Origin of the sequence: Pseudomonas sp. AA-38 (assembly GCF_029457475.1) — a bacterium.
Lineage (GTDB): Bacteria > Pseudomonadota > Gammaproteobacteria > Pseudomonadales > Pseudomonadaceae > Aquipseudomonas.
This window is the reverse complement of sequence record NZ_CP120359.1, coordinates 220,500-242,513: the sequence shown is the minus strand read 5'-3', so window position 1 is coordinate 242,513 and position 22,014 is coordinate 220,500. Positions and strand designations below refer to the sequence as shown.

Annotated in this window: 20 protein-coding genes, 1 tRNA gene and 1 pseudogene; 12 read left to right on the top strand and 10 right to left on the bottom strand. The window is 59.4% G+C overall.

What is annotated here, in order from left to right; genetic code table 11:
• Nucleotides 1–52 precede the first annotated feature (52 nt).
• Nucleotides 53–1,546 (bottom strand): aldehyde dehydrogenase, encoded by a 1,494-nt coding sequence (locus PVE35_RS01120; protein WP_277373508.1) that lies wholly within the window; start codon nucleotides 1,544–1,546, stop codon nucleotides 53–55.
• 245 nt (nucleotides 1,547–1,791) lie between these two features.
• Here PVE35_RS01120 and PVE35_RS01115 point away from each other — a divergent pair, with 245 nt between their 5' ends.
• On the top strand, nucleotides 1,792–2,151 hold the full coding sequence (locus tag PVE35_RS01115; protein ID WP_268180538.1) for a cupin domain-containing protein: 360 nt from the start codon (nucleotides 1,792–1,794) through the stop codon (nucleotides 2,149–2,151).
• Between the two features lie 350 nt (nucleotides 2,152–2,501).
• The gene (locus PVE35_RS01110; protein WP_277373507.1) at nucleotides 2,502–3,587 is read left to right on the top strand and encodes a methyl-accepting chemotaxis protein; all 1,086 of its coding nucleotides are present in this window, start codon (nucleotides 2,502–2,504) and stop codon (nucleotides 3,585–3,587) included.
• A gap of 258 nt (nucleotides 3,588–3,845) precedes the next feature.
• On the opposite strand, the gene gabT is transcribed toward PVE35_RS01110, so the two are convergent.
• Nucleotides 3,846–5,126 (bottom strand): 4-aminobutyrate--2-oxoglutarate transaminase, encoded by a 1,281-nt coding sequence (gene gabT / locus PVE35_RS01105; protein ID WP_268180536.1) that lies wholly within the window; start codon nucleotides 5,124–5,126, stop codon nucleotides 3,846–3,848.
• A 227-nt stretch (nucleotides 5,127–5,353) separates the two neighbouring features.
• Nucleotides 5,354–6,805, bottom strand: a complete 1,452-nt coding sequence (gabD, locus tag PVE35_RS01100; protein ID WP_277373506.1) for an NADP-dependent succinate-semialdehyde dehydrogenase — start codon at nucleotides 6,803–6,805, stop codon at nucleotides 5,354–5,356.
• A gap of 342 nt (nucleotides 6,806–7,147) precedes the next feature.
• Here gabD and PVE35_RS01095 point away from each other — a divergent pair.
• From PVE35_RS01095 to PVE35_RS01085, 3 genes are all read left to right on the top strand, one after another.
• Nucleotides 7,148–7,224 (top strand) — tRNA-Arg (locus tag PVE35_RS01095).
• A gap of 152 nt (nucleotides 7,225–7,376) precedes the next feature.
• Nucleotides 7,377–7,550: a hypothetical protein gene (locus PVE35_RS01090; RefSeq protein WP_277373505.1), complete on the top strand. Its 174-nt coding sequence runs from the start codon at nucleotides 7,377–7,379 to the stop codon at nucleotides 7,548–7,550.
• Nucleotides 7,532–7,720 (top strand): hypothetical protein, encoded by a 189-nt coding sequence (locus tag PVE35_RS01085; protein WP_277373503.1) that lies wholly within the window; start codon nucleotides 7,532–7,534, stop codon nucleotides 7,718–7,720. Before PVE35_RS01090 ends, PVE35_RS01085 begins: the two co-directional genes overlap by 19 nt.
• A gap of 9 nt (nucleotides 7,721–7,729) precedes the next feature.
• Here PVE35_RS01085 and PVE35_RS01080 read toward each other — a convergent pair whose 3' ends face one another.
• Nucleotides 7,730–9,160, bottom strand: coding sequence for an HD domain-containing phosphohydrolase (locus PVE35_RS01080; protein WP_277373502.1), 1,431 nt, complete (start codon nucleotides 9,158–9,160; stop codon nucleotides 7,730–7,732).
• A gap of 98 nt (nucleotides 9,161–9,258) precedes the next feature.
• Between PVE35_RS01080 and PVE35_RS01075 the strand changes: the two genes are divergently transcribed.
• The 6 genes from PVE35_RS01075 (at nucleotide 9,259) to PVE35_RS01050 (ending at nucleotide 15,647) form a co-directional block, all read left to right on the top strand.
• Nucleotides 9,259–10,029 (top strand): alpha/beta hydrolase, encoded by a 771-nt coding sequence (locus PVE35_RS01075; RefSeq protein WP_277373501.1) that lies wholly within the window; start codon nucleotides 9,259–9,261, stop codon nucleotides 10,027–10,029.
• Between the two features lie 248 nt (nucleotides 10,030–10,277).
• Entirely contained in the window at nucleotides 10,278–11,399 is a 1,122-nt protein-coding gene (locus tag PVE35_RS01070; RefSeq protein ID WP_277373500.1) for a Fic family protein, read from the top strand.
• A gap of 170 nt (nucleotides 11,400–11,569) precedes the next feature.
• Complete coding sequence (locus PVE35_RS01065; RefSeq protein WP_277373499.1) at nucleotides 11,570–12,484, top strand: NERD domain-containing protein; 915 nt, start codon at nucleotides 11,570–11,572, stop codon at nucleotides 12,482–12,484.
• Between the two features lie 112 nt (nucleotides 12,485–12,596).
• Entirely contained in the window at nucleotides 12,597–13,604 is a 1,008-nt protein-coding gene (locus PVE35_RS01060; protein WP_277373498.1) for a nucleoid-associated protein, read from the top strand.
• A complete protein-coding gene (locus PVE35_RS01055; protein WP_277373497.1) occupies nucleotides 13,597–14,517 on the top strand; it encodes a hypothetical protein in 921 nt (306 codons plus the stop codon). Before PVE35_RS01060 ends, PVE35_RS01055 begins: the two co-directional genes overlap by 8 nt.
• A gap of 2 nt (nucleotides 14,518–14,519) precedes the next feature.
• Nucleotides 14,520–15,647: a hypothetical protein gene (locus tag PVE35_RS01050; RefSeq protein ID WP_277373496.1), complete on the top strand. Its 1,128-nt coding sequence runs from the start codon at nucleotides 14,520–14,522 to the stop codon at nucleotides 15,645–15,647.
• A 120-nt stretch (nucleotides 15,648–15,767) separates the two neighbouring features.
• On the opposite strand, the gene PVE35_RS01045 is transcribed toward PVE35_RS01050, so the two are convergent.
• On the bottom strand, nucleotides 15,768–16,043 hold the full coding sequence (locus PVE35_RS01045) for a helix-turn-helix transcriptional regulator (protein ID WP_277373495.1): 276 nt from the start codon (nucleotides 16,041–16,043) through the stop codon (nucleotides 15,768–15,770).
• Nucleotides 16,044–16,137: 94 nt separating this feature from the next.
• Here PVE35_RS01045 and PVE35_RS01040 point away from each other — a divergent pair, with 94 nt between their 5' ends.
• Entirely contained in the window at nucleotides 16,138–16,665 is a 528-nt protein-coding gene (locus PVE35_RS01040; protein ID WP_277373494.1) for a Bro-N domain-containing protein, read from the top strand.
• Nucleotides 16,666–16,714: 49 nt separating this feature from the next.
• On the opposite strand, the gene PVE35_RS01035 is transcribed toward PVE35_RS01040, so the two are convergent.
• From PVE35_RS01035 to PVE35_RS01015, 5 genes and pseudogenes are all read right to left on the bottom strand, one after another.
• Nucleotides 16,715–18,313: a hypothetical protein gene (locus PVE35_RS01035; protein WP_277373493.1), complete on the bottom strand. Its 1,599-nt coding sequence runs from the start codon at nucleotides 18,311–18,313 to the stop codon at nucleotides 16,715–16,717.
• A complete protein-coding gene (locus PVE35_RS01030) occupies nucleotides 18,196–19,731 on the bottom strand; it encodes a DEAD/DEAH box helicase family protein (protein WP_277373492.1) in 1,536 nt (511 codons plus the stop codon). Before PVE35_RS01030 ends, PVE35_RS01035 begins: the two co-directional genes overlap by 118 nt.
• Before the next feature lie 337 nt (nucleotides 19,732–20,068).
• Nucleotides 20,069–21,538, bottom strand: coding sequence for an ATP-binding protein (locus PVE35_RS01025; protein ID WP_277373491.1), 1,470 nt, complete (start codon nucleotides 21,536–21,538; stop codon nucleotides 20,069–20,071).
• Nucleotides 21,538–21,855: a hypothetical protein gene (locus PVE35_RS01020; RefSeq protein WP_277373490.1), complete on the bottom strand. Its 318-nt coding sequence runs from the start codon at nucleotides 21,853–21,855 to the stop codon at nucleotides 21,538–21,540. The genes PVE35_RS01025 and PVE35_RS01020 overlap by 1 nt, the downstream gene beginning before the upstream one ends.
• Nucleotides 21,856–21,878: 23 nt before the next feature.
• Nucleotides 21,879–21,995: pseudogene (locus PVE35_RS01015) on the bottom strand (helix-turn-helix transcriptional regulator); the annotation flags it as partial.
• Between the last annotated feature and the right edge of the window lie 19 nt (nucleotides 21,996–22,014).

Sequence of the window (22,014 nt, the reverse complement as noted above, 5' to 3'; positions counted from 1 at the left end):
AAGCCCAGCCGCTTTCACTTGCAGCTTATGGCTTGCAGCTTGCGGCTGCTTTTCAGAGCTTGATCCAGGTGGCCTTGATCTCGGTGTACTTGTCGAAGGCATGCAGCGACTTGTCGCGGCCATTGCCGGACTGCTTGAAGCCGCCGAATGGCGCGGTCATGTCACCGCCGTCGTACTGGTTGATCCACACGCTGCCGGCACGCACGGCGCGGCCGACGCGGTGGGCACGGGACAGGTTGCTGGTCCAGATGCCTGCCGCCAGGCCATAGACGGTGTCGTTGGCGATGGCCACGGCTTCGGCCTCGTCATCGAAACCGATCACCGACAGCACCGGGCCGAAGATCTCTTCCTTGGCGATGCGCATGGCGTTGCTCACGCCGTCGAAAATGGTCGGCTCGACATAGGTGCCACCGGTTTCCTCCAGCACGCGATTGCCACCGGCCACCAGCTTGGCGCCGTCTTCGTGGCCGGCCTGGATGTAGCTCAGCACGTTGTTCATCTGCGTGCTGTCCACCAGCGCGCCGACGTTGGTCGCCGGATCCAGCGGATGGCCCGGTTTCCAGGCCTTGATGGCCTCGACCACCATGGGCACGAACTGGTCCTTGATGGAGTTTTCCACCAGCAGGCGCGAGCCGGCGGTACACACCTCGCCCTGGTTGAAGGCGATGGCGCTGGCGGCGGCCTCGGCGGCGGCCTTGAGGTCCGGCGCATCGGCGAAGACGATGTTCGGGCTCTTGCCGCCGGCCTCCAGCCAGACGCGCTTCATGTTCGATTCGCCGGCGTAGATCATCAGTTGCTTGGCGATCTTGGTCGAGCCGGTGAACACCAGGGTGTCGACGTCCATGTGCAGCGCCAGGGCCTTGCCCACGGTATGGCCGAAGCCCGGCAGCACGTTGAACACACCGGCCGGGATGCCGGCCTCGATGGCCAGTTGGGCGATGCGGATGCCGGTCAGCGGCGACTTCTCGGAGGGTTTGAGGATCACCGAGTTGCCGGTAGACAGCGCCGGGCCGAGCTTCCAGCAGGTCATCAGCAGCGGGAAGTTCCATGGCACGATGGCGGCGACCACGCCCACCGGCTCGCGGGTGACCAGGCCCAGCTCATCGTGCGGGGTGGCGGCCACTTCGTCGTAGATCTTGTCGATGGCCTCGCCGCTCCAGCGGATGGCGCGGGCGGCGGCCGGCACGTCGATGCCCAACGAGTCACCGATGGGCTTGCCCATGTCGAGGGTTTCCAGCAGGGCCAGCTCTTCGGCGTGAGCCTCGAGCAGATCGGCGAAGCGAATCATCACCTGCTTGCGCTTGACCGGCGCCAGGCGCGACCACACGCCAGAGTCGAAGGTGGCGCGGGCGTCCTTGACCGCCAGCTCGGCGTCGGCCTGGTCGCAGCTCGCCACCAGGCCAAGCACGCGGCCGTCGACCGGGCTGATGCACTCGAAGGTGGCGCCGGACTCGGCGGTACGGTACTGCCCATGCACGAAGGCACGGGTTTCGATGTTCAGGGTCTTGGCGCGCTGTTCCCAGTCGGCACGGGTCAGATCAGTCATTCCGGCATCCTCTCTTGTGGGCCTGGGTGCGCCCGCGAGGGCAGGCACCGGCAAAAATCGGGTCAGGCCAGCGCGCTGGCCGAAGCTGTTCGCCACACTAAACCAGCGGCACAGGGGTTTTCAATATTTTTGACAAAAACAACGAATAATCCCTTGTCATGTTCGTTTTTCCACACATAGACTGCTGCGAATCCAGCCCTGCGACAGTATTCCAGCCAACCATCTCGTCACTACGGAAGCGCCAGATGAACATCGAGCAGATCGTCGACTTCGCCCAGGCCGGCAGCGCCGCAGAGCACTACCGCCCCGCCCCGGAAAAGGTGCTCAAGGGTGACCCGGAGCAGAGCGTGCGCAACCACTACAGCAGCCCTTGCGGCCAGTTCAGTACGGGCATCTGGGAAGGCGCCGTGGGCCAGTGGACGGTGAACTACACCGAGCACGAGTACTGCGAGATCCTCCAGGGCGTTTCCGTGCTGCGCGACGCCGAGGGCAACGCCAAGACGGTGCGCGCCGGCGACCGCTTCGTCATCCCCGCCGGTTTCTCCGGTACCTGGGAAGTGCTGGAAACATGCCGCAAGGTGTATGTGATCTTCGAGCCCAAGTAAGTTCCCGACTCCTGTTGCTTGTCACCCTTTGGCCCGCCATGCGCGTAATGCTGTTCGCTTAAGCTGCGGTCGGGCTCGAGCAGTCCCCTCGCCCCTCAGGGGAGCGGGTTAGGGCGGGCCGCGTTCGGAGAGGAGGCCGGCAGACTTGCGGCGTTTTCAGCCCTCTCCCCCAGCCCCTCTCCCATAAATGGGAGAGGGGAGCAAAGCGCACACGACCTCATGTGAACATGCATTGCGCCATGCGCGGGCCTTTTTCTGCCCATACGCCTGCTCGGCGTCAATATCGGGCAGAAAACCGCATAGCACACTGACACCATGCAGACGCTTATGCCCCATGGGAGTTGCCCCGAATGTTCAACCGTAAACTGCGCCAGCAATGCCATGATCAGCAACGCCAGATCGAGCGCCTGGAGGCCGAAAGACAGGCCATGCAGCGCGAGCTGGAAGATGCCCGCGAACTCTTGCGCCAGACGCAACAAGAACAGAACCAGCTCAATGCCATGAGCCGCTTTCACGAGCAGCTCCAGCAGGAGCTGGGCCATTTTCAGGAATCGCTCTCGGCCACCCGCGATGGTGTGGTGGTGCAAGCCGAACAGTTGCGCGTCGATGTCGACAAACAGCGCGAGCATCAGGACGTGTTCCACCAGACCGCCACCCTGCTCGCCGGCTTTTCCGCCGCGCTCGGCAGCATGTCCGAGCAGGGCGTACAGAGCGTGCAGAGCGTCGAGCAACTGCAAGGGCGGGTTGGCGACATCAGCCGTATCGTCGAATTGATCAAGGCGATTTCCGATCAGACCAACCTGCTGGCCCTCAACGCCGCCATCGAAGCGGCCCGTGCAGGCGAGCAAGGCCGTGGTTTCGCCGTGGTCGCCGACGAAGTGCGCGCCCTGGCCCAGCGCACCCACCAGGCCACACAGGAAATCAGCCAGCTCGTCACCGGCATCAACCAGGACACCGAGCGCGCCAGTGGCGCCATCGGCCTGCTCTCAGGCGAGGCCTCGCGGCTATCGACGGAGGTCTCGCAGTCGGCCGATACCCTGGACAGAATGGTCGAACTCGGCGCGCACATGAACGGGCTGATCGAGCGCATCGCGCTCAGCTCCTTCTGCGAGGCGGTCAAGCTCGACCACCTGCTATTCAAGTTCGACGTCTACCAGCGCCTGCAGCACCAACACGCCAATACCGAACTGGTCGATCATCAGCACTGTCGCCTCGGCCACTGGTACCAGAATGCCGAGACCATTTCCCGCTACGGCAATACACGCGCCTACCAGCAACTGGAGGCACCGCACCGCCAGGTGCACGGAGCTGCCCAGGAAGCGCTGCACGCCGCCCAGGCAGAGGATTGGGAACGTACCCTGCAGGCCGTGGCGCAAATGGAACGGGCCAGCCACGAGGTCAACCAGCAGCTCGACGCGTTGAGCCGCGCACACTGAGCCCAGGGGTAATGCCAAACCGTAGCCCGGATGCAATCCGGGAGCTCTTCGGCACACGCACGGCCACCGACCTCATGCCCGCGCGAGGGGATTCAGCGGCGCTGCAGCAGCAGGCGTAGACGCTGCCCTCCGCAACCCAAGCCCCGGATTTCATCCGGGCTACGGCTTACTTGCTCCAGGCAAAAAAAGACCCGCACGCGGCGGGTCTCAGGTGCGCCCGGCCTGGTGAGCCACGGGCGCAGATACAACAGAAATGACTCAGGCCAGTTCGTCGAAGCACTCGGCGACAATGGCGATGCCTTTTTCCAGTTGCGCATCAGGAATGGTGACGGGCATCAGGAAGCGGATGACGTTGTAGTAGGTGCCGCACGACAGCAGGATCAGGCCCTTCTCGCGCGCACGGGCGACGATCTTGCCCACCAGCTCGGCAGCCGGCTTGTGCACGTCACCGCCCTCGAACAGCTCGATGGCCACCATCGAACCCAGGCCACGCACGTCACCGATCACCTTGTGCTTCTCGGCGATGGCCTTGAGGCCCGCCTTGAGCTTCTCGCCCACGGCGTTGGAACGCGCCAGCAGGTTCTCCTCGTCGAACACCTTGAGCACGGCCAGGGCCGCGGCGCAGGCGATCGGGCTGCCGGCATAGGTGCCGCCCAGGCCGCCGGGGGCGATCTTGTCCATGATCTCGGCCTTGCCGCACACGCCGGAGATCGGGAAGCCGCCGCCAACGGACTTGGCGAAGGTGGTCAGATCCGGCACCACGCCCAGTTGCTCGGTGGCGAAGAAGGTGCCGGTACGGCCGGCGCCGGTCTGCACTTCGTCAGCGATCAGGAGGATGCCGTGCTGGTCGCACAGGGCGCGCAGGCGCTGCATGAAGGCCGGCGAGTTGACGTAGAAACCACCCTCGCCCTGCACCGGCTCGATGATGATGGCGGCGATGTCCTGCGGCTGCGCGTCGTTCTTGAAGATGCGCTCGATGCTGGCGATGGACTCGTCTTCGCTCACGCCATGCAGCGGGCACGGCGCCTGGGCACGGTACACGCCTGCGGGCATCAGGCCCATGCCGGCGGAGTAAGGCACCACCTTGCCGGTCAGCGACAGGGTCATCATGGTGCGGCCGTGGTAGGCGCCGGTGAAGGCGATCACGCCGGCGCGGCCAGTGGCAGCACGGGCGATCTTCACCGCGTTCTCGACAGCCTCGGAGCCGGAGGTGACCAGCAGGGTCTTCTTGGCGAAGTCACCCGGCACACGCTTGGCGATTTCTTCGCACAGCTCGATGTAGGGCTCGTAGGCCAGCACCTGGAAGCAGGTGTGGCTGAGCTTGGTCAGTTGCTCCTGCACGGCGGCCACCACCTTCGGATGCAGGTGGCCGGTGTTGAGTACGGCGATGCCGCCGGCGAAGTCGATGTACTCACGGCCTTCGACGTCCCACACGGTGGCGTTCTCGGCGCGCTCGGCGACGATCGGGTGGATCTGGCCGACGCCACGCGGTACGGCGGCCTGGCGGCGTTGCAGCAGGGATTCGTTGGTCTTGCTCATGGTGTCCTCATGGCCGTCATCGGGCGGCTCGGTTCAAGGAAATGCCTCTGGAGGGGGATCGCCGCAGCATACGATGATCGACTGCGTCGGGCCGCCGGAGGCGGGGGAAATTCTGGCTCGTTACAACCGCACCAAGCGCGTCGCGAGCCCGTAGGGTGCGCCGTGCGCACCACCAGGGTATTTCAAGCGAGGCGCGGAGCCGATTACCCCGCGCTCTCGCCAGCGGATCAGATACCGCCCAGGCACATGTACTTGATCTCGAGGTAGTCCTCGATCCCGTACTTGGAACCTTCGCGGCCCAGGCCGGAAGCCTTGACGCCGCCGAACGGCGCCACTTCGTTGGAGATCAGGCCGGTGTTGATGCCCACCATGCCGTACTCCAGCGCCTCGGCCACGCGGAACACGCGGCCCAGGTCGCGGGCATAGAAGTAGGAGGCCAGGCCGAACTCAGTATCGTTGGCCATGGCGATCACCTCGGCCTCGTCCTTGAAGCGGAACAGCGGCGCCAGCGGGCCGAAGGTCTCTTCCTTGGCCACGGCAGCGCTCTTCGGCACGTCGAGCAGAATGGTCGGCTCGAAGAAGGTACCACCCAGGGCATGCGGCTTGCCGCCCAGGGCCAGCTTGGCGCCTTTACCCACGGCGTCCTCAATGTGCTCCTGCACCTTGGCCACGGCCTTGCCGTCGATCAGCGGGCCGGTGGTGGTGCCCTCTTCCAGACCGTTACCGATCTTCAGCTTGGATACGGCGGCGACCAGCTTCTCGGCGAAGGCGTCATAGACGCCGTCCTGCACGTAGATGCGGTTGGCGCAGACGCAGGTCTGGCCGTTGTTGCGGTACTTGGAAATCAGCGCGCCTTCCACGGCGGCATCCAGGTCGGCGTCATCGAAGACGATGAACGGCGCGTTGCCACCCAGCTCCAGCGACACCTTCTTGATGTCCTGGGCGCATTCGGCCATCAGCTGGCGACCGATCTCGGTGGAGCCGGTGAAGGACAGCTTGCGCACGATGGGGTTGCTGGTCAGCTCGCCACCCACTTCGCCGGCGCTGCCGGTGACCACGCTGAGCACGCCTTTCGGAATACCGGCACGCTCGGCCAGCTCGACCAGGGCCAGGGCGGAGAACGGCGTCTGCGAAGCCGGCTTGATCACCATGGTGCAACCGGCAGCCAGGGCCGGGCCGGCCTTGCGAGTGATCATCGCGGCAGGGAAGTTCCACGGGGTGATGGCCGCAGTCACGCCGATCGGCTGCTTGATCACGATCAGGCGCTTGTCCGGCTGGTGGCCGGGGATCACGTCACCGTATACGCGCTTGGCTTCCTCGGCGAACCACTCGATAAAGGAGGCGGCGTAGGCAATCTCGCCCTTGGCCTCGGCCAGCGGCTTGCCCTGCTCCAGGGTCATCAGGCGGCCCAAGTCATCCTGGTTTTCCATCAGCAACTCGAACCAGCGACGCAGCTTGTTCGCACGTTCCTTGGCGGTCAGCGCACGCCAGGCCGGCAGCGCCTTCTCGGCGGCCTCGATGGCGCGGCGCGTCTCGGCGCGGCCCATCTTCGGCACCTGGCCGATGATCTCGCCGGTCGCCGGGTTGTTCACGGCGATGGTCTGGCCGCTGTCGGCATCGAGCCACTGGCCATCGATGTAGGCCTGTTGGCGGAACAGTTGGGCGTCTTTCAGTTGCATGGCAGTCTCCTTCGGATTCCGACGCCCAGGCGTCGGGGGGTGGAGTCATGGACACGAACCACGCCGCGCGAAGAGCGCTGCATGGGCCTGGTAAAAAGTTAAGAGCCGCTGATTGGCGAAGGGTTCGGGATGAGCGAACACTGCGTTTGAAATCTCAAACGAATCCTAGGAGCGGCAAGGGTAAAGGGCAAGACCCGGAAGGGCTGAAACCGCTAAATAATGACAAAAAACTTGGGAAAAGGGCCTGGAGCAGGGTGAAAAGTGTAAAGTGCGTTCGGAATAACACACACTCGTGCACGATGGACGCTAAGCGCCTAGATGCGTATGATTGCGCCCCGCAACGCATCCGTAGCTCAGCTGGATAGAGTACTGCCCTCCGAAGGCAGGGGTCGTGGGTTCGAATCCCGCCGGATGCGCCATTTCAGAAGCCCGCCATCGTGCGGGCTTCTTCGTTTCTGTTGCCCGGGAATATGAGCTTCTTATAGCGTTGGGGTGGCAATGAATGCGGCTACACGCCGCCCCCCTTGGCAACAAGCATCGTTTACGGATGAACCGGAGGTGAGTGGTTGACATGGCCAATAGCGACCCGATTCTCTACAGCACGGAAGGCGGCCTGGCGCAGTTCAAATTGCGCGACATGGAGGGTCAGCCCTGGTTGACGCAACTGGAAATGGCCGAGCTGTATCAGACCAGCAATCGGTACCTGTGTAGCACGGGGGAACATGCATGGATATTCTGCCGCTGATCGCCATCGCATTCGTGGTGCTCTTCATCTATTCCTGGCAACGCTCGCGGCCAAGACGCCGCCCTCATGGCAGAAAACGCAGTGGCCTGAGCGGGCAGGACTCCAGCCCAGGATTCGGCGACGGGGATTTCGGCTCGGGCGGTGATGGCGGGGGCGGCGGCGGCGACTGATTCGCCGCCTCAGATCACCCCCAGCGTCAGCGCCTTCAAGGTCGCAGCCGCACGCGTCGAACACTGCAGCTTGCGAAACACGCTCTCGACATGGGTACGCACCGTGCTCGGGCTGATGCCCAGGTCGCGCGCCACTTCCTTGTTGCTCGCTCCGCTGCTGATGCGTTGCAGGATCTGCGTCTCGCGCTCACTGAGCAGGCCGTTGCCGGGCTTGCTGGCCAGCGGCGCCTGTTCACCGTGTGCGGCATTGATCACCGCCTGGCAGGCGCGTGGGTCGAAGCGGCCCTGCTCGGCCTCGTCCTGCAGCAACCGGGCGGCCTGGCCATCGCTGAATGCAGCGCGCCATGGGCGTTCGCTGCGCAGTGCCTGCCAGGCCAGCGCAGCGCTCAGCAGGCGGTGTTCGACGCCCAGGGCGTCGCCGCTCAAAGAACGGAAATAACCACTGCCATCGAGCCGCTCGTAGGCATGCGCGGCCAGTTGCCCGACCTCGCTCAGGCCGCCGATCTGGCTGCAGGCACGGTGCGTCCAGTACGGCACCAGGCGCACCGATTCGAGGTCACCGTCGAGCAGCGGGCCGGGTGTGCTCCAGATTCGATTGGGCACCGCCGCACGGCCCAGGCCATGGATCAATGCCGCCTTGGCCAGCAGCTCGATACGCGGCTCGGGCAAGCCCCAGAGCCGGCCGGCATCGCGCACCAGGCTTGCGGCCTGGCGTGAATGACCGGCCAGCCAGGGCAGCTTGAGGTCGATCACATCGCCCACCAGAGTCAGGGCAACCGCCGCGCCGCTGGTGGCCTGGCTGCCCTCTGGCGAGCGCAGGGCGTGCAGCCAGTCGGCTGCCTGGCGGGTGAGCTCGGCCACCAGCGCGGCCGGGTAACGCCGATCGCCCTGGGCGCCGATCCACTGCAACGCCGCTTCCAGGCCATGCACGCGCGAGAGGATTTCCAGATCGCCGGCCAGCACCACCGGGTAGACCACCTCGGGGATGTCGGGATGACGCAGGCCCAGCGGCCGGCCGCTGCCATCGAAGCACTCGAAGATATGCCGCAGCCCCACCTCCACCTCTGCCGGCAGATCGAGCGTGCGGGCCACCTCGCCGGCCACTTCGCAGTGCACCACGGCCAAGGGTGTAGTACGCAGCATGGCGCGCTGGCCGGCCGCATCCAGGGTGTGCGCGAGCATGTCACGACGCCCGCCGACGTCATCCCCGAACAAGCGCATGAAGCCATCGGCGTTGGCGGTACAACCGGACCAACGCAACAGCGCCACTTGCCGCGCCGCATCGACTTGCGCCTGATTGCCGCCGCAAGCCTGCACCAGCCATTGCGCCAGGCGCGCGGTACGGCGCGACTGGTCGATGGGCTGGCCCATGCTCAGGTCACCCACCATGGCCAGGGCCAGCATGGCGTCTTCGAGCGCGACGGCGTCATTCACCTGCATTGCAGCTCTCCTTTTTCGCCGGCCTCGGATAAACGACCGATACCGCGACACCGGCGCATTATCGACACTGAACTCCCCCAAGCACAGGAGATTCAATCATGTTCAACGCCAAGCCCCTCATCCTCGCACTCGCCATCGCCAGCCCCCTCTTCGCCGCCAGCAGCCAGGCAGCCGAGAGCAAAGCGTCGGTGGTCATCGTCCACGGCGCCTTCGCCGACGGCTCCGACTGGGCCAAGGTCGTGCCGCTTTTGCAGAACAAAGGCATCAAAGTCACCGTCGTGCAGAACCCGCTGACCTCGCTGGCCGACGACGTAGCTGCCACGCAGCGCGTACTGAACAATCAGGAAGGCGACGTGGTGTTGGTCGGCCACTCCTGGGGCGGCACGGTGATCAGCCAGGCCGGTGCCGACGAGAAGGTGCGCAGCCTGGTGTATGTCGCGGCCTTTGCACCGAACGCCGGCCAGGCCAGCAAGGAGCTCTACGAGGGTTATCGCACCGCGCCGGGCTCGAGCCAGATCGCGGCGGACAAGAATGGCTTCCTCTACCTGACGCCCCAGGGCATGGCCACCGACTTCGCCCAGGATCTGCCGGCCGAGCAGACCGCGGTGATGGCCGCCACGCAGGGCCCGATCCGCGCAGCCGCCTTCGATGAGCGCACCAGCGTCGCGGCCTGGCAGCAGAAGCCGTCCTGGTACATCGTCGCCAGCGATGACCGCATGATAGTGCCGGAGATGCAGCGCGACTTCGCCAAGAAGCTCGGCGCGCAGACCACCGAGCTCGCCGCCAGCCACGTGCCGCAACAGTCACGCCCGGCCGACGTGGCCAAGGTGATTATCCAGGCGGTGGAAAAGACCCAGGCGGCTCGTTAAGCGCAAGGCCGAGCGCAGGGTGGGCAGATGCTCGCCCTGCCTCGCGATTTGCAGGATAGCGGCTAGCGACGGCCAGGGGTGCGAAGCGATTGGCCGCTCCGAGTAGCTGCTGCCCACATGCGAATCCACGCTGAACGCGGCAGGTTATAGAGCAAGGGAGGATTGGACACTGAGCCGAATAACCGCCATTATCGGCTCACTCAGTGAGCCGAATAGGCTCGTTAATCGGCTCACAGATGAACAGCCTTATGAATGACCCGCTCTGGATCTGGCAGCAGCCCGACTGGCCACACTTCGGTTGGCAAGCCGAAGCACTTGCCCCGCTGCTGCGTGCCTGCACCCAGGCTCAGGGGCGTTTGCTCGGCATGCTCGGCGCAGTGGGCAGCGACACCGAAGCGCAGAGCAGCCTGGATGCCCTGCTGCAGAACATCCTCACCTCTTCCGCCATCGAGGGTGAACAACTGAATGTCGGCTCGGTGCGCTCATCGCTGGCAAAGCGCCTGGGGCTGAACGAAGCAGGCCGCACCACCTCCCGCTCCGAAGGGCTGGCAGAGCTGCTGCTCGATGCCACCCGCGAACACCAACAACCGCTGGATATACAGCGATTGTTCACCTGGCACCGCTGGCTATTCCCCAGCGATGACCCACTGCTGGTGCGCCCCCTGCACATCGGCGCACTACGCGGCAATGAGCCCATGCAGGTGGTTTCCGGTCGTATCGACCGCCCGACCGTGCATTTCGAGGCCCTACCCCGCGCCGGGCTGGAAGCGCAACTGGCGGACTTTCTCGCCTGGTTCGAGAGCAGCCGCAGCGATGGCGGGCTCGACCCCTTTCTGCGTGCCGGCATCGCCCATTTCTGGTTCGTGACCCTGCACCCCTTCGATGATGGCAATGGTCGCCTCACCCGCGCCATCACCGATCTGGCATTGGCTCAGGGCGAACAACAGGCCATCCGCTTCTACGCCATGTCCGCGAGCATCCTCGATGACCGCGCCGGCTATTACCGCGCCCTCGAAGCCAGCCAGAAAGGCGGCCTGGATATCACCGCCTGGCTGCAGTGGTTTCTCGCCACCTTGCTCAACAGCCTGGAACAGGCCCTGGCCCACATCGACCGCGTACTGGCCAAGGCGCGCTTCTGGCAGAAGCACCGCAGCCAGGCGCTATCAGCCGAGCAGATCAAAGTGCTTAACCGCCTGCTCGATGGCGGTGAAGCAGGTTTCGAGAATGGCATCAGCGCGGCGCAATACCAGGCCGTGGCCAAGGTCTCCAAAGCCACCGCGACCCGTCATCTGAGCGACCTGCTGGAGAAGGGCTGTATCGAGCGGCTGCCCGGTGGAGGGCGCAGTACTCGATACCAGATAGCACGCTGAGCATCTGAGGCGACTGGATCAGCCTTTGGTGCGTCATCGCGCCATAGGACGATGGTCTCAATCCCCTTGAGCACTTGAAAGCAATTAGCCATTATCCGAAGCAGTGCCAGGCACCTGGATTTCGGCACATCTGCTCGCCCGTCCTTCAAGCAGCCACTCAAGGAAGAAAAATGGATTTCACCCCGATAGTCGCCCAGGTCTGGGGCATGCTGGTCTGGTTCATCCCGGCAGCCCTGCTGATCGGCCTGCTCAAATCGCCTTGGGCCAAGGGGCATATCGGTGAACTGCTGGTGCGCCTGTTCGCCCACTGGCAATTGGACAAACAGACCTACCGCCGCCTGCACAACGTCACCCTGAAGGGTGCCTCTAAAAACGTAGGCGAGGCAGCCAGCGCAAGGCAAAAACAGGCGAAAAAGCGCAGTTTACGAGTTGTAAATGAGCATTTTGAGCCTGTTTTTAACGCAGCGACGGCAACGCAGGTAGTTTTTAGAGGTGCCCTGAATACGCCGAACGGCACCACACAGCTCGACCACGTATTCCTCTCGCCCTACGGCATCTTCGTGCTGGAAACGAAGAACATGAGCGGCTGGATCTTCGGCAGCGAGAAGCAGGCGCAGTGGACGCAGAAGCTCTACAAACGCAGCTTCAAATTCCAGAACCCGCTACGGCAGAACTACAAGCACCTCAAGGCGCTGGAGGCCACCCTTGGCGTCAGCCCCGAGCATCTGCATTCGGTCATCACCTTCATCGGCGGCAGCACCTTCAAAACCGAAGTGCCGGCTAACGTCACCCAGGGCATCGGCTTTATTCGCTATATCCAGTCATTCCAGCAGCCGGTATTCAGCGAGGCTGAAGTCGACGCCATGCTTCACGCCCTGCAAACGGGCCGCCGAGCCCCAACCCTCGCCACGCACCGCGAGCATGTGCAGAACCTCAAGCGCCGTAGCGACCCGACAGCCGATCGGCAATGTCCGAAATGCGGAAGCGCGCTGCTGATTCGCACGGTGAAGACAGGGCCGAAGGCTGGGCAGCAGTTTTGGGGGTGTTCGGGGTTTCCGAAGTGCCGGACGATGCAGCATCGCTAAAGTTTTTGAGAAAACTGGAAACTGCGGCTTGTGCACTATTACTAGCTAGAGTTGAAGAGGGTCTGGCCTAATATGTGGCATCACTATGCGAAATGAAATAAAGGAAAAACAAATGGAAATTGGTGAGTCAGTTGTTCAGTCGGTCATCCTGCACCAAATTGGAAACCGCCTAAGAGAAGAGCCTTTAATATTAGCAGATCAATGCTTTTCCCTTACGAACAGTATCTCAAACCTAATCCTCGGGGGGTATTTGCGCGGCATTGTTAGCAGCAAGAACCAATACATACTCAGCCATGAAAGCAACATTGCACTCAATGATGTTGCGCATCATACATCTGCTTTTTTCTCTAAAAAAATATCATTCGTGGAGCTTTCAAAAAATTTAGCTAGCCATCTATATACCTCGACACATCATCCCAACATAGCAGCAGGCGATCTTTTTGTAATTCAGTTTGAAAACCTAAAAATAGATGACAAATACAGCCCCGCCATCGGCATTTACAAATCAGAATCAAAACAACAGTACATATCAGCCCACACAGATGGGGGAACTAGAAAACTCGAAGTTTCCAGCGGGATTAACCCCGAACTGATTGATAAAGGTGTTCTTATCATCGAGAATTCCAAAACAATTTATGCCATTGACCGTCTTAGCAGTCGCACAAAGTATTGGATTGATGATTTTCTGAAAGCAAAACAACTTCCAGATGAAAAAACAAAATCTGCTGTGGCTATTGGACTAGTAGAGAAAGTCCGAGAGAACATTGAAAACCCTGCTGCCCGCCATAAATTCTGTGATGAAGTAGCTGCATTATGCGTAGATAGAGATGAGATTCTAAGCAGCGAAATAAAGGAAGTCTCAGAAAAATATGTACCCCTTAACATATGGAATACTGAGCTAAATCGGATCATTGAACGAAAAGGCTTGGTGAACCACGAAGAGATGAGCATCCCAACCAAAAATTTCAACGCAAAGCTAAAAAAGGCTTTGAGTCGTATTGATCTAGGCCACGACATTACCTTGGCAATCCCCAAAAATCTCTCATTTAAAAGTGTGGATTTTACGATCAATGGTCAAACAGTAAAAATAGACGTGACGTTGGAGACTGGCAATGGGTGAGTCATCGAAAACCTCCGGCGAAAACGGAGAAAAAATTACAGAAGAGCTTTTAAAGTTAATTGGATGGAGCAACCTTATTAAGGGACTTAGTGTACCCTGCAACAACAAGACTCACGCTCGAGAAAACACTCATGGAAACGACTTCGTTTTCATCTATAACAACCCACTCCATGACAACCGAACTGACGTCATTTATGTATCGTCAAAAAACGCCAAGAATGGTTATCCAAAAGGAGAGAAAGGAGTCAAAACAGAATTCAAAAAGCATCTCTCCGAGCTTGACGAGATTGTCTCATGTTCAAAAATAAGCCCTGAAATATCTCATAAGTTAAAGACATTCCAAGGCCGTAGCCAAAAGAAGCACATAGGGCTACTTGTGTGGCTCCATGGAGATAGAGGAAGCCTGGACAGGGATATAAAACCCTACCTGAATAATATTCAGCTAGATCTTTCATCAAATTATCCACTTTACCTTATAGATATGTCGCGCGCCTCTTTCATCAAAGAGGCCATCAGCCACTTTCGAGGCATCAAGCAAGGAAAAGAGTACCATTTTTACTATCCAAAGCTAGGGAACGTCATCGCTTCTGCAGATGAGCGCTATGGCGAACTGCTACCAATTGAACTCATAGCTTCCGATCTTATCCCTATCAGGTTCATGTTAGGGGAAAAACCGTCACTCTGCTTATACGCCAAACAATCCTTTTCAGAAGACACTTTGAAAAAACTTTGCAGCCTGGCTTTCGACTTTGCAGATGGCTGGGTAGAAGACATTTTCATTGGATTGGAAAGCTACCATCCTGCTGATGACCTTCAGGAAAAAGACTCCGTTCTCATGGCATACCAAGAGAGGAAGGCAAACATTAAAGTGTTTTGCTACAAAGAGTCCATTCTTGATCTTTTGGAGTACTAGCTATGAAAACAGCAGCCAAGCAATTTGACTACGAGCGCGCTATATTGTGGGGTGATCGTTTACGCATACTTCTGAATAGCGACCACATCAGCCGCGGTGAAATAGTAGAGACGCTAAAAGAGAAAGGAATATTCGTCGGAAGCACCGATAAGTCGGACACTGTACCGCTCCTAAGTGCGTGCCTACTTACTCCAAATGAATTCAAACGTCTCATTGAAAAATCATTCATACGCGAATCCGGCAAGAAATACTCATCTGACAAATTCAAACTCACCTCCCCAGAGGCAGACTGGAAAGCAGAGCTGTTAGATAATTTCGATTCTGTAATCGGTGGTATTACTCTAGATGAAGGACGCGAATTTGCTTCTGAACCCGAAATATCAGTAGATGCTAATGGAGAATTACGAATTGCATACTCACTGCGAGTACTTGACTTTAGCACGGATTTCATAGAGCAAGAAATGACTTATCCAGGCGAGATACGTCTAAAACAATCTGATAACAGTTTGGAAATTGAGGCCAATAAATTCAGAACATCAAAAGACACCAACAGGCTCAATGAAGCATTGACTAGCGCCATTGGAAAATTCTACAAGTCAAGAGGAGTGACAACGAACGAAAAACCAGAGGCTATTATCTTCGATGACTTCACGAACAGTGAGCGAATTCGCTTCTTCCTTCAATTAACGTCCATGAGAACCCCTGAGTTCTCCTTCAAAGAAATTGGAACCTTTGAAATCATCCGAGATCAGGAAGCTGGAGCTTTACCCAAGGAGCAAAGGATAGAGTGGATGGAAGGCCATGTTAATAAAATACAAATAAAAGGTAAAGACTTGGGGAAAATATTTCTTCTTGAAGAACCAGCCTATTATCAGTACTACTACCTGGTAAAAATGACAGCCATTTACGCTTTCAAATTTGGCACAAGCGTTGGCGATTGCAGTATTGAATTTGCTTTCTCCGGCAAGGCTTCAAGGGATGACAACTACTCAAGAACAGTTTTCGACTTCAGCATAGAAAAACTGCCGCGACTGGAAGAAGGTAGTAAAAACCAAGTAAGGAAATCCATTATTCAAGAAATTCAAAAGGGAAGAGATGCAGCTTTTAAACATGTTAAGCCTTCATCATGAAAGAAAAACAGGAATAGCCTTCCCCCGGATCAGTTCCAGAGCACCCTTGGAGAAAATGCTTTATTTCTTCTGTAGTGGTACACCCGGATCGGTGTACCACTACCCGGCACGCATCAGAGCTTAATCCGAACCCGCATCATCCCCTCCACTGATACCAGCCAACTCATCCTCAAAGCGCTTCACAAAGCTGCTCAAGCTAATGCCCAGCACCTGACAGATATCCCGTAGCTGAATCAGATCCAGCCGGCGCAGCCCGCGTTCTACGTCGCTGACGAACGACTGCGGGCGGTCAAGCGCTTTGGCGAAGTCGCCTTGGGTCAGTCCTGCCTCGACCCGACACTGTTTGAGCAATTTCAAGAAAACCAGGTTTTCGTCTCGATAAACCGACTTTTCCACAGGAGGCATCCGTCCGTTGACAGGACAGGTACGGTATATCTAATCTCCAGATATCTGATTTTCAGATAATGCGAGTTAGATTGCTGGAGGCCTTATGGAAGACGCCTATACCCCCATCGTACTAATGCGCCATAACCGCCCCTTACGCGGGGTGATGATCGACCGCCAGCCGTGGGTCTGCGCCCGCGAGTTTGCGCGGTTGCTGGGTCATCGCCACCCGGAGCGCATCTGTCGGTTGATGGATGCCGATCAGGTGCAGGTGGTGCACTTCCAACTGGCCAGCGGGCAGTTGGAAGCGGTGGAGGTGCTCAGCGAGTCGGGCATGTACAGGGCGTTATGGCGCTTCTCGCATCCAGAGAACCGTCATCTACGCCGCTGGCTTAGCCATGTGGCCTTGCCGGCGCTGCGCGACAGTGAGACGGCGGCAGCTCATGAGCCGTCGCGCTGCCTGATGGCATGGGACAACCAGCAGGTCAATCTGCTGGAGTGGCAGGGTGAACTGTGGATCGCGCTAGGCGAGTTACCGCGCTTCCAACGGCAGGCCCGGCCAGTGCCGCACAAGCCTCAATCGTGGTTGGCGCGCTGGTGGCGTGGACGCTTTCGAGCCGGGGCAGCGCGTTGAATGCCAAATAATCCGGGAGATAACAACGCAGGTAGTTTTCAATAACCTGCTAGCCCAAAAGCCCGCGCAAACCTTGCTGCAGGGTAGAGCGGACGGCCGCATCGCTAGCCACCAGTCGATACAACTCCAAGTCCTGGCGGCGACGCATCAACATCACCTCATCGAAAATTTTCTCGAACGCCAGATTCTTGTGGTCATTGTCATGGCTCTGCTGGTACTTGCTCTCGAAGTCCGGATGCTCCTGAATGCCCTTGAGGATGCTGAGAAATTTCACCCGTTTTTCCTCGGTGGTCACACCCCAACCCTGGAACCAGCGCTCGTTGAAGGTGTGGATGATCTCATCCAGCGGATCCTTGTCCTCGTCCCCACCATGAATCCCACGCGGGTTGGGGTTAGCCGGATCCAGTTCGGTATCCGCCTCATCCAGCACGATCTGGTGGTTGAGCTTGACCCGCTCCAGTCCGTAGGACGCCAGATCGACTGAGTTGAGCAGGGCATCGATCTCATCGGCGTCCTTGTCCTGCACCTTGAGCTTGGGAATCAGGAGCTTGAGGAACCAGAACAGCTTTTCCCAGGCAACGATCTCATACGGCATGATCGAAGCCATCTGGCCATAGATCTTCACGAACTGCTTGGCCTTGATCTTGAAGTCGATCTTGGCCTCTTCCTCCAACTCCAGCTCATGGTCGAAGCGTTCGACCGCTATATCGATCAGCACAACTAGCTGGCCCGCCTCGACATTGTCGAAATATTGCCTGGCGAACGCCTCCACCTCGGGCCACTCATACACACCCACCTCGTCGAGCTGATCCTTGAGCTCGTGCAACACGTTGATGTCCGTCGCGCGCGACAGGCTGGTCGCGGTATAGAACGGATCGAAGGACTTCTTGATGGCGTCCACTTCATTGAAGAAGTCGAGCACGAACAGATCCTCGGTTTTCTTGCCCCATTTGGGCGCCGAGCGATTGAGGCGCGACAGCGCCTGTACGGCGAGGACATCCTGCAGCTTCTTGTCCACATACATGGCACACAGCTTGGGCTGGTCGAAGCCAGTCAGATACTTGTTGGCCACCACCAGCAGGCGGTATTCCTCGGTATCGAACCGATCTCGCGTATCGGCCTCGGGAAAGCCATTGATCTGCGCTTCGCTGTACTCGATACCATCGACCAGCTTCTCCCCGGAAAAGGCGATCAGCGCCTTGAATGGCGTGCCGCGCTCCGCCAGCAGGCGGCTTATGGCCTTGTGGTAGCGCACGGCCGCCTCGATGTTCTGGGTGATGGCCATGCCCTTGGCCTGGCCCTTGAGCTTCTTCGGCGTGACGACCTGATCGATGAAGTGCTCCAGCATGATCTCTGCCTTGGCATCGATGGTCTGCTGGTCGCGCTCGACATAGGCACGCAGCTTCTTCTGCGCCTTCAGCTTGTCGAACAGCGGGTTGTCCTGGATGGACTTCTTGATCTCGTAATAGCTGCGATAGGTGGTGTAGTTGGCCAACACGTCGAGGATGAAGCCCTCCTCGATGGCCTGCTTCATCGAATACAGGTGGAAGGGCTCGAAGCGGCCATCGGCCTGCCGCTCGCCGAACTTTTCCAGCGTGCTGTTCTTCGGCGTAGCGGTGAAGGCGAAGTAGGAGGCATTGCCACGCATTTTGCTCTTCTTGATGGCGCTGAGGATCTTCTCCTGCGTGTCATCCAGCTCGTCGCCCCCATTACCCGGTTCATCGTTCCGTGGGCGCTGCCATCCTGCGAACTGTGCGCCTCGTCGATGATCACGGCGAAGCGCTTGCCCGCCATGTCGTCGATGCCATCGACGATCACTGGGAATTTCTGGATGGTGGTGATGATGATGCGCTTGCCCTGCTCCAGGGCCTGCTTGAGATCGGCGGACTTCAGCGCCGGCGCGACGATGTTCTTCACCTCGGAGAACTCGCGGATGTTCTCGCGCAACTGCTTGTCCAGCAGGCGGCGGTCAGTCACCACGATCACCGAGTCGAACAACGGCTCGCTCAACGCCCGCGCGCCAGCAACCGCCAGTGAGGCCGGGTAGGTTTCGATCAACTGATAAGCCGCCCAGGTAATCGAATTGGACTTCCCCGAGCCCGCCGAATGCTGGATCAGATAACGCTGCCCCACGCCATGCTCGCTGGCGTGCTTCACCAGACGGCGCACCACATCGAGCTGGTGATAACGCGGGAAGAACAGCGTGCGCTTGGCCAGCGGTGTCTTGCTGCTGCCATCCATGCGCACGAAATGCTGAATGATGTTGGCCACGCTCTCGCGACTGAAAATTTCGCGCCACAGGTAGGCGCTGCGATGCCCGTCGGGGTTCGGTGGGTTGCCGGCGCCGTGGTTGTGCCCCTTGTTGAACGGCAGGAAGAAGGTTGCGGCGCCAGCCAGCCGGGTGGTCATATAGACCTCGTCGGTGTCCACCGTCATGTGTACCAGGCAACGGCCAAACTGCAGCAGCGGCTGGCTGCTGTCACGTTCCTGCTTGTACTGCCTCTGGCCGTGATAGCGCGCTGTCTGCCCCGTCCAGGGGTTCTTCAGCTCCAACGTGGCGAAGGGCAGGCCGTTGATGAAGAGCACCATATCCAGCTCTTCCAGGGTGTTGCTCAGGGAGTAACGCACCTGGCGCGTGCTGCTGAAGATATTGGCTGCGAACTGCTGCTTGATCCGTTGCGAGCTGTTGGCCAGCGGCGCCGGGTACATCAGGTCGAGATGTACATCATCGATGGCCAGGCCGCGCTTGAGCAGGTGCAGTACGCCGTACTTGCTCACCAGGCGGTCGAAACGCTCCAGGATGCGCAAATCCCAATCGGTGTAGCGCTGCTTGAGGCAGTCCAGCGCTTCGCTCTGGCTGTCCTGCAGAAACTGCCAGAGCACACGGGTATCGACCGCATAGCGGGCATTGAAATCCTGGGCGCGCCCGAGGCGATAGCCATGGTTGGCACTGAAGGGCTGCTCGGCGGCACCCTCGCGAACAGCCGCCAACTCTTCCAGGCAGGTGCCGGTCAGATACTTCTCGATGCTGGCTTCCAGCGCCCGTTCGTTGGTCTTGCTTACCATGCCGGCTTCCTTGTGCCTGTCCTTCTTGCCTGCGCCAGGCTAGCCCGGCGCGGGGTACAAATGTCTAAACCATTTGACCAGGAAGGGCTTAGACATTTGCCATCACCTACCTGAACTGCCACTAACCCACTGATTTATCTGGCATCGCAGCCAGTAGCGGAGCTGGCTGAGCGCCTGCCGAATGTCTAACGAATCGGCTTATTCGTCCAGCGCTAGACATTCAGTCAAATGGCCGGCAAATGAGCGACAGGCCGGCAAGCGCCTAAAACCGGGGCCTTTGGCCTGATTTCCCTGTCGCCAAGAGTGCGCCAGTCAAATGACCGTCAAATGAGATCGGTCAGGCCCAGCAAGGCACATAACGATAAGCCTTGCGGTTGGCAGCCGGATCATACAAACGGATCAACCCCGCCTCGATGGTCTGCTTGATGATACGGCTGACCATGGCGCTATTGCCTTCGTCGATTTGGAAGCGCTGACGCAACGAGGTGTTGTTCATTGGTTCGCGATTCACGTACTTCAGGCAACAGTGCTGGTAGCAGGCACGAATACGATCCTCCTGGCCCATGTCGCGGTAGTCCTGATGGGCGAACAGAACCACGCGGGTGTGTTCGTCGGTCTGCTCGAAGATCGGCGCCGGTAGCTGGTACAGCTCGGTCTGCGCCACCACCTTGTCGATGCCGCTGCCACGTTCCTCACAGATGCCGATGCGGCGCATGAAGGAGGCCAGCCCTTCGTTACGGCTGCGCGGCGGGCTGTCGAGAAAGCGCTGCGGGTCGACCAGCGGCACGCCGGGGTTGGTGATTTCCAGGCGGCGCTCGAACAGCTCGATCATCGGCCCGGTGCCGCTCAGATTGAAGTCCTGGTGGATGATGGCGTTGGCCACCAGCTCACGCAGGGCCAGCTCCGGATACATCGGCACTTCCTGGCGGAACGCCTTGCCGATTTCCTCGTTGGCTGGCAGCAGGGTTTTCAAGGTGTCGATCAAGCCCTCGAAGCCCAGGGCATAGCCCTTGTTGCCGGTCAGCTCGCGCAGGGTTTCCAGCTTGCCGTTGCCCTTGTAGTGAATCAGCCGCACGGCCTTGCGCCCTAGCACTGGGAAGTCCTGCAGACGCTTGGCGAAGAGAATCGCGCCCAGGTTGCAGATATGCCATTGCCCGCTGTCACTGCGCTGGATCATACGATCGGCAGCCAGCGCAGCGAGGATCGCCTCGCGCCCTTCCGGCAGAGGCTGATGGGTAAGGTCGAAGTAGGCCGAATAGTCGAGCAGCTTGAGCACCTGGTCGATGCCAAGATTCTGCGCGGCCAGTTGCTGCTCGAAGGGCACGCGGTCGAACACGCGCCAGAGCGCCCGCTCCTTTTCCGGAAACTCGCGCAGCTTCTTCTTGTAGGAGCCGACGCGGATATATTCCACGCCATCGAACTGCACCGGGGTATGGCGAGCCGCCTGGACTTCCATAATCACCACCGGCAGCCCCTTGGCAGCGACGAACTCGAAGAAGCGGAAGTGGATCTTCGGCGCGGTCTTCTGCAACAACCAGCTTTCCAGCTCCTGCTGCTTATGGCGTGCGGTGGAGGGCTTGAAGGCGGTGCCGGTTACGGCATGGCTGGTATCGTCGATACCCCACAGCAGGTAGCCGTATTCCTTGCCGAGCAAGGCAGCAGCATTGGCCAGGGCGGAGATGTATTCGCCAATCAGCGGCGCATCGTCGTTGCCCTGCTTGAACTCCACCCATTCGGTTTCCTGCGGCAGCGCGCACAGCTCCCGCAGCAGCGATTGCAGATAGCTGAGGTCGCGCTCCACGCTCATCAGGCGAACTCCCGTTCCTCGATCTCGGTTGACTCCACCACACCCGGCACCTTGATCTTGCCGGTCACGGCGCTATTGATCAGGGTGGCTTTGTATTCTTTAAGTTTGGTTATCTGTTGTTCAAGCAGATCGATAGCCTTGTTTAGCTTTCCTGACTCAAGATCAAGGTGTGCCACTATTTCATCCTGTTCCTCACGGTCTGGAAAACCAATTTCCATGGCCATAAACATATGGCCGTAGAAGCGCAGGCGTGAAGAATGCAAGCCAGTTGAGACCTTGTTGTAATGCGCAATATAAGCCGTAGTTTTCAGAGGCATCTCAAGGTACTGCGAATTTAACGAACCTTTTGCCGCGTGATACCCGCCAGCGAAGCCAGCGCGGCCTGCGTCAGCCCGCGATTCAAACGGCGCTGCCGAAGCTGCTCGCCAAGCCGCTGCGTGATAAGGGAATAGTCCATGTTCTGTATACGTGACAAT